Raw genomic sequence first — 9,321 nt, 5'->3', positions numbered from 1 at the left:
TCTTCTCATACTTTTTTTTCGGTTCGGCGTGTCCGCCCTCGTCTGCCTCTCCTCTCCCCATAAATTCCCCCCCACCACCCCCCCCCCCCCCCCCCCCCCCCACTCCTAAAGGGAGCGATTTTTGCCTCTCGAAAACGCGGCGCCATGAACAGAAGCCGCCCCTAAAAAGAACAACTTCGCCTAGGTGAACACCCAAAAAACCAACATGTAATACATATCTAAAGCCATACAAAAAACACCCGATGCTAGCGTGATTTCTCATTCATGCTCAGCAGGATTCACCGATGTACGCTATCGATTACAACAGCTACAGAGCCACAAAAAGCTTCAATCACCGCACCCGTTTTCTGGTCATGCATTACACGGCCTGTAACTTCCGGCAATCAGTCGCTGCGCTCACCGGCCCGTCAGTCAGTTCGCATTATCTTGTCCCCGACCCTGGCGACAAAACCTACACCGACGCGGGCTTTACTGACATGCGCATCTTCAACCTCGTCGATGAAGGCGAACGCGCATGGCATGCGGGCATAAGCGGATGGGCAAAGCGTAACAACTTGAATGACACAGCCATTGGGGTAGAAATCGTTTATGTGGCTACCGAAGACAAAGGCGCTTTCACGTTCCCGCCGTACAACCCCACACAAATAGATGCAGTCAAAGAGCTGGCAAAGAACATCCTTCAGCGCTACCCCGATATAACCCCGGTTAACGTCATCGGCCACAGTGATATTTCCATCGGCAGAAAAAGCGACCCCGGTGCCGCATTCCCCTGGAAAGAACTTCACGACGCCGGTATCGGCGCTTGGTATGACGAGGCGACCAAACAAAACTATCAGGCACAGTTCAGCAGCGCCCTCCCCGACGAAGCCGACATGATCGCGAAACTAGGTCGTTACGGGTATGACCCCAGCGCAGCAGTGACTGAGCGCGGATACAAAAACCTGATCCGGGCATTCCAGCTGCATTTCCGGCCGCAAAAATACGACGGCGTGGTGGACGCTGAAACGGCGGCGGCGCTGTATGCACTGGTGGATAAATACTTTCCGGGGAAGATAATGAAGCAGGTGTATGTTTAAGGTGATAGCGGCGTAAACAGATTCACAGACGATGCAGCACGATTCAGGAAACCCTGAAGGCTGATCAAATACGGATTTTTGCAGATACCCGCTAGAGCTAGCGAGTTAAAAGATAGGTGGTAACCCCACCAGCCACACCCCGGCACACAATGTTCCCGCTGTGGCTGCTTCCTTCCGGATCTGACCAGGTTCACGGGTAATCGTTGCGGGGGGACCGATGGGGTCACCATAACGACACTCACCTGTCGGCGAGCCGCGCCATTGTACCGGTCTGGCGCGAAGTTACAACCCGAAATGCGGGATAAAAATTCGATAGCGCTCAAGCACTTGTGTGGCCGGGGCCAGGTGGCTTGCAGCGCTCGGAATCGGGGCTTATAGTCGCGCCGTCACTGCATATCAGTGATCGGGTGTGGAAGCCCGGATTGGTTATAGGAACGCAAAGCTCTTACCAGCAATCGGAGACAGTAATGTCTGCGACTGTTGTGTTATGGCGGCTGTGCGCTGGGGCACTTTCGGGTGCGCCGGGTTCCTATGACCGGTCTTCCACACCCGCGCACAGCTGCCACCCACTCATGTGGAAGTGAGTATTTGGCAGCTCCCATTCGCATAGGAGCTTCTAGCATGTTCAAAATCACTCCAAATCCCCCTGCCACCGCCACTCGCGGAGGTGCAGCATGAATCGCTTCGTCCCCCTCAAAAGCAACAACACCGATAACCCGGTGATGCACATCGACAGCCAGGCACCGCTGGATTTTCTGTTTGCCAGCGCAGACCGACGCCTTCGCATGGCGCGGCATCTATTGGAAACGCTGGACGGCGCAGACGAGTGCGACGTGCGCACTATCGCTAATGCCGCATTGATGCTGTTGAGCGATGGCTGTGATGCGCTGAACGTGGTTGAGAAACAGGTGTTCAGCCCGCGCAGTTCTCTACGCACTTCTGTCACGCATTGAGCCATACTTCGCGCCGCCTACTTTTCTCGTCAGACGGTGCGATTTAGCAGTGATGAAAACGCAAGTTGTGAGCTACGAAACCCTGAACGAAACGCAGCGCCAACAACTGGATGCGCTGGAGATATTGCCGGAGCAACTGCCGTTTTCCGGGGATATTTATTGTGCACTGAACACGTTGCTGGTCCGCCCGAGTCCGAATATTCAGGGGGTTGCGTTGCTGGCGGATGACAAGCCGGTGGGCTTTTTACTGCTCAAGCGCGGGGAGTTTTTACCGCACTGGGCGGTGGAAGGTTCGGCGACGTTGCATGCGTTGCAGATTGATCATCGGGTTCAGGGGAAAGGTCTGGGCAAGGTGTTTTTGCAGGGTTTGCCGCAGGTGGCGCGGGCGACGTGGCCGGATATCGGGCAGCTTATGTTGTCGGTGGATGCGGATAATCTGGCGGCGCTGAATTTGTATGTCGGCCAAGGTTGGGTGGATACCGGCGAGGCGTACAAGGGTCGGATCGGGTATGAGCGGCGGTTGGTGCTGGAGATCAGATAGACCGAGGCAACGGCATCGCTGGCAAGCCATGCTCCCACAAGAGCAATGCAATCATCCTGCTGGAGCGTGAGCGGCTTCCGACTAGTCCACAAATCAGTCGCTGAGGTGTGTCAGATGGACCGCATTATCGTTCTTCGCTGGCAAGCCATGCTCCCACAAGAGCAATGCGATCATCCTGCTGGAGCGTGAGCGGCATCCGACTAGTCCACAAATCAGTCGCGGAGGTGTGTCAGGTGGACCGCATTATCGTTCTTCGCGGGCAAGCCTCGCTCCAACAGAGAAATGTAATCCTGTGGGAGCATGGCTTGCCAGCGATAAGGTCGCCTCGGTTTTAAGCGAACAGCTATTAGAGCGCCAACTCAGCTACAACCGCTGCCAACGCTTTGGCCGGGTCGGCGGCCTGGCTGATCGGGCGGCCGATGACGAGGTAGTCCGAGCCTGCGTCCAGCGCCTGACGCGGGGTCAGGATGCGGCGCTGGTCGTCCTGAGCGCTGCCGCTTGGGCGAATGCCGGGGGTGACCAGTTGCAAGGCCGGGTGTGCAGATTTAAGCGCTTGAGCTTCCAGAGCAGAACACACCAGCCCGTCCATGCCAGCCTTCTCGGCCAACGCAGCCAGGCGCAGCACCTGCACTTGCGGGTCGACATCCAGACCGATACCGGCCAGATCCTCGCGCTCCATGCTGGTCAGCACGGTCACGCCGATCAGCAGCGGCTGCGGGCCAGTGCGCTGGTCGAGCACTTCACGGCAGGCCGCCATCATGCGCAGGCCGCCGGAGCAATGCACATTCACCATCCACACACCCATCTCGGCCGCCGCTTTTACAGCCATGGCGGTGGTATTGGGGATGTCATGGAATTTGAGGTCAAGAAACACTTCGAAGCCCTTGTCACGCAAGGTTTCGACGATGTCCGAAGCGCAACTGGTAAACAGCTCTTTACCGACTTTAACGCGGCAGAGTTTGGGATCCAGCTGGTCAGCCAGCTTCAAAGCGGCGTCACGGGTCGGGAAATCCAGGGCGACGATGACAGGAGTCTGGCAGACGGACATGAGCGGGTTCTCTGGTAAGTCGAAATCGGCGCGCATTGTATCCGAACCTTACAGCAGACGGTATTCGAACCGCCCAACTGAATCGATTCTCCCCAATGAATACGCCCTAAAGCGGACATTAGCCTGCCCGGGCTGCACCAAAGCTGCACCCTCTTGGCGCAGGCAAACGAGAACCGTTCTGCAAACGACGCGTTTGGGACCAATACGACTATGGTTCAGTGAGTGGCATGGCGACTGCAACAGGATGTTTCGATGATTCCACAGACTTCAGGGAGCTGCTCATGAACACACAACTCAAACCCACGCTGGGCACGCTGCACTTATGGGGGATTGCGGTAGGGCTGGTGATTTCCGGCGAATACTTCGGCTGGAGTTACGGCTGGGGCGTGGCCGGGACGTTGGGCTTTCTGGTCACTTCGTTGATGGTTGCGTTGATGTACACCTGTTTTATCTTCAGTTTTACCGAACTGACCACGGCCATCCCTCACGCGGGCGGACCTTTCGCCTACAGCCGTCGTGCCTTCGGTGAAAAAGGCGGGCTGATTGCAGGCCTGGCCACGTTGATTGAATTTGTATTTGCGCCGCCAGCGATTGCGATGGCCATTGGTGCCTATCTGAACGTGCAGTTTCCGGGGCTTGACCCCAAGCTGGCAGCGGTCGGCGCTTACATTGTGTTCATGACCCTGAATATCCTGGGCGTGAAACTGGCCGCAACCTTCGAACTGGTGGTTTGCATCCTGGCCGTGGCCGAGTTGCTGGTGTTCATGGGCGTGGTTGCTCCGGCGTTCAGCTTCAGCAACTTCGCGCTCAACGGCTGGGCTGGTTCCGACACCTTTGGTGCTCCGGCGATTGCCGGTATGTTTGCCGCGATCCCGTTTGCGATCTGGTTCTTCCTGGCCATTGAAGGCGCGGCCATGGCCGCCGAAGAAGCCAAGGACCCCAAGCGCACCATTCCAAAGGCTTACGTCAGCGGCATCCTGACCCTGGTGATTCTAGCCATGGGCGTCATGCTCTTTGCAGGCGGCGTGGGCGACTGGCGCACCCTGTCCAACATCAACGACCCACTGCCACAAGCGATGAAAACCGTGGTCGGCGAAAACTCCGGCTGGTTGCACATGTTGGTCTGGATCGGCCTTTTCGGTCTGGTCGCCAGTTTCCACGGCATCATCATGGGCTACTCGCGCCAGTTCTTCGCACTGGCTCGGGCCGGTTACCTGCCCTCCTCGCTGGCCAAACTGTCGCGCTTTCAGACGCCACACCGCGCCATCATCGCGGGCGGCCTGATTGGTATCGCGGCGATCTACAGCGACGGTCTGGTCAATCTCGGCGGCATGACCCTGACAGCAGCCATGATCACCATGGCGGTCTTCGGCGCCATCGTGATGTACATCATGAGCATGCTCAGCCTGTTCAAACTGCGTAAAACCGAACCCTCGCTGGAGCGCACCTTCCGTGCACCGGGTTACCCGATCGTGCCGGGCATTGCCTTGGCGCTGGCGGTGGTGTGCCTGATTGCGATGGCCTGGTTCAACGCACTGATCGGCCTGATCTTCCTTGCCTTCATGGTGGTCGGCTTCGTCTACTTCAGCCTGACGGCGCAATCACGCGCCGACGCTCCGGCTGACGCGATGCTGACCGGGCTTTAAATAACGACGCGATCAGGGCACAGGGCTAGACTTGAACCATTGGGCGGCGCGGCTGCTCAAACGGTTACATAAGAAAGGAGAGCCCTATGCCCTGGTATGCCTGGTTAATTCTGCTGGTTGCAATTGGTTCGATCGTGGGCGGTTTGATGGTCTTGCGCCAGTCTGCGCAGAAGCTGCCACTGACCGATGAGCAACTCAAACGTGTCCACGAGCGTAATGCCGAGATGGATGCAAAAGAAGCCAAGGATCGCTAGAACAACCAAAAAGACGGTGCCCATAAGCACCGTCTTTTTCGTTTAGCGTGTTGCCTGACTACGCTCGGTTGCCACGGCCCGATTGCTGGTCAGCGGCAGTACGGCTATCCGATAAGGCTGGAAAATCTTCAGCATCTGCCCGTTGTCGCGAAGTTGTTGCAGTAAGTGCTCGAACTTTTCGGCGCTGATCGGCGATTTCGGACGCAGCAAGGCAAAATGCCGATACGTTTGGTCGACCCGCTCCGAGACCAGTAACTGAGCAGCTTCCGTCCGGTTGCGAGCCATGAAGTCGCTGAGGTACGAACGCGTTACCAACGCAATGTCCGCACGGTCGCGCATAACCATCAACAGATTACTGTCGTGGGAATAAGTCAGCGTGGACTCAAAGTGTTCGCTGAGGTATTTCGGGTCTGCGTTGAACTGCGCAAAGGCGTAGTGATAACCGCTGAACAGGGCTAACCGCTTGCCGTGCAAGTCATCAAAGTAGCTCTGATCGCGACCTTCCACCTTCCTTGAAACAAAGATCTCGGCATCTTCGAGCTTCATGTCGACCGCTTCATGGGGGATGCTCTGCCAATCCCAATCGGGATTTTCAAATATCGCCATGTCGATGCGACCTTGCTCGAAATCGCGAAACCGGCGCGGAATAGAAGTCGGTACCAGCACAAACTGATAATCACGCTGGGCAGCATTCAGCGCCGCCACCAGTTCAGGCAACAGCCCGGTATCTGCGCCTTTTTCCGGCCGGATGGTGTAGGGCGGGAAATGCGCCGCACCAATTCTTACTACTTGCGCAGCACTGACCGGCGTGGCCAGCAGTGCGGCCGCGCTTACCCACAAGGCTAGCGAAGCCATTCGCACAGACAAAACCGTCAAGACTGCGCACCCCTGAAATTGATGAACCCTAGGTGTTTTTTGGTGTTTAGACAATGAGCAAATAGTGCAAAACGAGGTTAATTATCCCTAAGTGCCATCATTAGCGCTTCATCCGCTAATTGATCCAGCGTCATGCTGCCTTGAGGCCTGAACCAGGTCGTCGTCCAGGACAGAGCGCCTGTCAAAAAGCGCCGCGTCACGAACACATCGCCTTTGATAAAACCGGCATCCTTGGCCTCCCCCAGCACCTGCAGCCAGAGTTGTTCGTAAAGGTCTCGCAACGCGAGTACGTGTGCCTGGCCTTCAGGTGACAACGAACGCCATTCGTAAACCAGCACGGCCATGGCCTCACCACTGCCGCCCATGATCGATTGCAACTCACAGCGAATCAGCGCCAGCACGCGCTCGCGCACGGTACTGACTTCAGTCAGCGCGGCACGCATCAAAGCGGTGTTGTAGGTGATGGTTTCTTCCATCACGGCGCGCAGGATCTCGTCCTTGCTTTTGAAGTGATGAAAGATGCTGCCGGACTGGATCCCGACTGCACTGGCCAGATCACGCACGGTAGTACGCTCATAGCCCTTGTTGCGGAACAGATGCGCCGAGACCTGCAACAACTTGCCCCGGGCGCTTTCCGGATCAGTGAGCTGGCCTGCGTCGACCAACTCACGCATGACCCATAGAGCTTGCTGCTCGTTCACGGTGGTTTCTCCCCAACAGCACTCGAACTTCTGAACTTACGACGCGATCGCTGTTGGAGCGAGGCTTGCCCGCTAATCAGGCGACGAGATAAACCAGCTACACCGCGTTATCGTTCTTCGCGGGCAAGCCTCGCTCCAACATGAAAAGTCGATCCTGCGTGGCCCAGACGACACCGAACCAAGACCGCAATTAATCATTACGCTTTAAGCAATCTCACATGCCCAGCAATCTATGCCTGCCCGCACAACCAAGCAAGCGCTAGGCCAATAAATAAATCACGCTCTGGCTGATCAACGGTCGCCTCAAATCGTTTTCAGCACTTCCAAAACCAAGCGCTTGCTTGGTAGTCTCGCCTGACTGTCTCGGGACCACGGAGGTCTACCATGAGCAAGTGTCTGCGCATCGGCTGTGCGAGCGCCTTCTGGGGAGATACCAGTACGGCCGCCGCGCAATTGGTTGAAGGCGGCAAGCTGGATTATCTGGTGTTTGATTATCTGGCCGAGATTACGATGTCGTTGATGGCCGGGGCACGGATGAAAAACCCGGACTTAGGCTATGCAACAGATTTCATCGATGTTCTGACGCCGCTCCTCGGCAGCATTGCCGAACAGAAGATCCGCGTGATCAGCAACGCGGGCGGCATCAACCCCACCGCTTGCGCCGCCGCGCTGCAAAGGGCCTGTGACACCTCAGGCGTGGCCCTGAAGATCGCCGTTTTAAACGGCGATAACCTGCAACCACAGTTCGCACATCTCAAGAAAGCCGATATACGCGAGATGTTCAGCGGCGCCCCGCTGCCCGCCATGTGCGTGTCGATCAACGCCTACCTCGGCGCTCCTGGCATCGTCGCCGCCCTGCAACAAGGTGCCGACATCGTGATCACCGGCCGCGTGGTCGACAGCGCAGTGGTCAGCGCGGCACTGGTTAACGAGTTTGGCTGGCAGTGGGACGACTACGATCGTCTGGCCCAAGCGGCGCTGGCTGGGCATATCATCGAGTGCGGCGCGCAATGTACAGGCGGCAATTTCACTGACTGGCAGGATGTGCCGGACTACGAGCACATCGGTTTTCCCATCGTTGAGGTCAGCGAGGACGGGACGTTTGTGGTCTGCAAGCCTGAAGGCTCCGGCGGGCTGATCTCGCCATTGAGCGTTGGCGAACAGTTGCTGTACGAAATCGGCGACCCACGCGCTTATCAGTTGCCCGACGTGGTGTGCGACTTCACTCAAGTGCAACTCGAACACACCGGCGAGAACCGGGTTCGGGTCAAGGGGGCCCGCGGCTTTTCGCCCAGTAATCAATACAAGGTTTCGGCGACCTGGCCCGATGGCTTCCGCTGCACCGCCAGTTGCCTGTTGGCGGGGATCGATGCAGTCGCCAAGGCTCAGAGAGTCAGCCAGGCGATCATCACTAAGACCAGTGAGATATTCGAACAACGCGGTTGGGCGCCTTACAGCGAAGTAAACATCGAGTTACTGGGCAGTGAGGCGACTTACGGCCCCCACGGCAAACGCCAGGACAGCCGTGAAGTGGTGATCAAACTGGCCGTCCGTCATCCGCAAAAAGACGCCCTGATTCTGTTTTCCCGGGAAATTGCCCAGGCTGCTACCGGCATGGCACCGGGCCTGACCGGCATTGTCGGTGGTCGGCCCACGGTGTATCCGGTGATTCGCCTGTTTTCGTTTCTGGTGGATAAGTCGGTTTGCAGCCTGAGCGTCGAGATGAGCGGGCAGGCTCTGCCCTGCTGTTTACCCGATGTTCACCGGCTCGACCCGCAGCAACTGGCCGAAGACCTGCAACCGCCCGCGCCACAAGGCCAGGCCGACGCCAGCGTGCCATTGATTCGCCTGGCGGTGGCGCGTTCCGGGGACAAAGGTAACCACAGCAATATCGGTGTCATGGCGCGGCGTGCGGAGTACCTGCCATGGATCGCCGAAAGCCTGACCACCTCAGTGGTGGTGGACTGGATGCGCCATGTGCTGGACCCGATACAGGGCCGCGTCGAGCGCTGGTATTTGCCGGGCAGCCACAGCTTGAACTTTCTGCTGGAAAACGCGCTGGGTGGCGGCGGCGTCGCCAGCTTGCGTATCGACCCGCAAGGCAAGGCGTTTGCCCAGCAATTACTGGAAATAGAGATCGCGGTGCCGCAATGGGTGGCGGATGAGGTCAGTTGATGGCCCGGTGTCATAGCACCGCGCTGCCTCGCGGCAAACATAAGACCTGTA

The 9,321-nt window shown here is 57.6% G+C and carries 9 protein-coding genes and 1 other RNA gene; 6 read left to right on the top strand and 4 right to left on the bottom strand.

Annotated features, from left to right (window positions below; genetic code table 11):
• Nucleotides 1-284 precede the first annotated feature (284 nt).
• Complete coding sequence (locus ACYASS_RS12880; RefSeq protein ID WP_463586410.1) at nucleotides 285-1,076, top strand: N-acetylmuramoyl-L-alanine amidase; 792 nt, start codon at nucleotides 285-287, stop codon at nucleotides 1,074-1,076.
• 123 nt (nucleotides 1,077-1,199) lie between these two features.
• Here the strand turns inward: ACYASS_RS12880 and ffs are convergent.
• Nucleotides 1,200-1,296: signal recognition particle sRNA small type (gene ffs / locus ACYASS_RS12875), an RNA gene on the bottom strand.
• A 454-nt stretch (nucleotides 1,297-1,750) separates the two neighbouring features.
• On the opposite strand from ffs, the gene ACYASS_RS12870 reads away from it, so the two are divergent.
• Nucleotides 1,751-2,029, top strand: coding sequence for a hypothetical protein (locus ACYASS_RS12870; RefSeq protein ID WP_463586409.1), 279 nt, complete (start codon nucleotides 1,751-1,753; stop codon nucleotides 2,027-2,029).
• Between the two features lie 52 nt (nucleotides 2,030-2,081).
• On the top strand, nucleotides 2,082-2,570 hold the full coding sequence (locus ACYASS_RS12865) for a GNAT family N-acetyltransferase (protein ID WP_463586408.1): 489 nt from the start codon (nucleotides 2,082-2,084) through the stop codon (nucleotides 2,568-2,570).
• Between the two features lie 346 nt (nucleotides 2,571-2,916).
• Here the strand turns inward: ACYASS_RS12865 and pyrF are convergent, their stop codons facing one another.
• Nucleotides 2,917-3,618 carry an orotidine-5'-phosphate decarboxylase gene (gene pyrF / locus ACYASS_RS12860; RefSeq protein WP_463586407.1) on the bottom strand — a complete coding sequence of 234 codons (702 nt, stop codon included), beginning with the start codon at nucleotides 3,616-3,618 and terminating at the stop codon, nucleotides 2,917-2,919.
• Nucleotides 3,619-3,899: 281 nt separating this feature from the next.
• On the opposite strand from pyrF, the gene eat reads away from it, so the two are divergent.
• Entirely contained in the window at nucleotides 3,900-5,264 is a 1,365-nt protein-coding gene (gene eat / locus ACYASS_RS12855) for an ethanolamine permease (protein ID WP_122664845.1), read from the top strand.
• 86 nt (nucleotides 5,265-5,350) lie between these two features.
• Nucleotides 5,351-5,518: a DUF2897 family protein gene (locus ACYASS_RS12850; protein ID WP_122664846.1), complete on the top strand. Its 168-nt coding sequence runs from the start codon at nucleotides 5,351-5,353 to the stop codon at nucleotides 5,516-5,518.
• Nucleotides 5,519-5,560: 42 nt separating this feature from the next.
• Here ACYASS_RS12850 and ACYASS_RS12845 read toward each other — a convergent pair whose 3' ends face one another.
• Nucleotides 5,561-6,373, bottom strand: a complete 813-nt coding sequence (locus ACYASS_RS12845) for a substrate-binding periplasmic protein (RefSeq protein WP_463586413.1) — start codon at nucleotides 6,371-6,373, stop codon at nucleotides 5,561-5,563.
• A gap of 98 nt (nucleotides 6,374-6,471) precedes the next feature.
• A complete protein-coding gene (locus ACYASS_RS12840; protein ID WP_463586406.1) occupies nucleotides 6,472-7,095 on the bottom strand; it encodes a TetR/AcrR family transcriptional regulator in 624 nt (207 codons plus the stop codon).
• A gap of 384 nt (nucleotides 7,096-7,479) precedes the next feature.
• On the opposite strand from ACYASS_RS12840, the gene ACYASS_RS12835 reads away from it, so the two are divergent.
• Nucleotides 7,480-9,270 carry an acyclic terpene utilization AtuA family protein gene (locus ACYASS_RS12835; protein ID WP_463586405.1) on the top strand — a complete coding sequence of 597 codons (1,791 nt, stop codon included), beginning with the start codon at nucleotides 7,480-7,482 and terminating at the stop codon, nucleotides 9,268-9,270.
• The last annotated feature ends 51 nt before the right edge of the window (nucleotides 9,271-9,321 follow it).

This window comes from Pseudomonas sp. HP_14, from assembly GCF_055283875.1.
This window is presented reverse-complemented; position numbering and strand designations above follow the sequence as displayed.

Coding starts and splice junctions, on each gene's coding strand:
- ACYASS_RS12880 (WP_463586410.1), top strand. CDS start 285: ATGTACGCTATCGATTACAACAGCTACAGAGCCACAAAAAGCTTCAAT.
- ACYASS_RS12870 (WP_463586409.1), top strand. CDS start 1,751: ATGAATCGCTTCGTCCCCCTCAAAAGCAACAACACCGATAACCCGGTG.
- ACYASS_RS12865 (WP_463586408.1), top strand. CDS start 2,082: ATGAAAACGCAAGTTGTGAGCTACGAAACCCTGAACGAAACGCAGCGC.
- pyrF (WP_463586407.1), bottom strand. CDS start 3,618: ATGTCCGTCTGCCAGACTCCTGTCATCGTCGCCCTGGATTTCCCGACC.
- eat (WP_122664845.1), top strand. CDS start 3,900: ATGAACACACAACTCAAACCCACGCTGGGCACGCTGCACTTATGGGGG.
- ACYASS_RS12850 (WP_122664846.1), top strand. CDS start 5,351: ATGCCCTGGTATGCCTGGTTAATTCTGCTGGTTGCAATTGGTTCGATC.
- ACYASS_RS12845 (WP_463586413.1), bottom strand. CDS start 6,373: ATGGCTTCGCTAGCCTTGTGGGTAAGCGCGGCCGCACTGCTGGCCACG.
- ACYASS_RS12835 (WP_463586405.1), top strand. CDS start 7,480: ATGAGCAAGTGTCTGCGCATCGGCTGTGCGAGCGCCTTCTGGGGAGAT.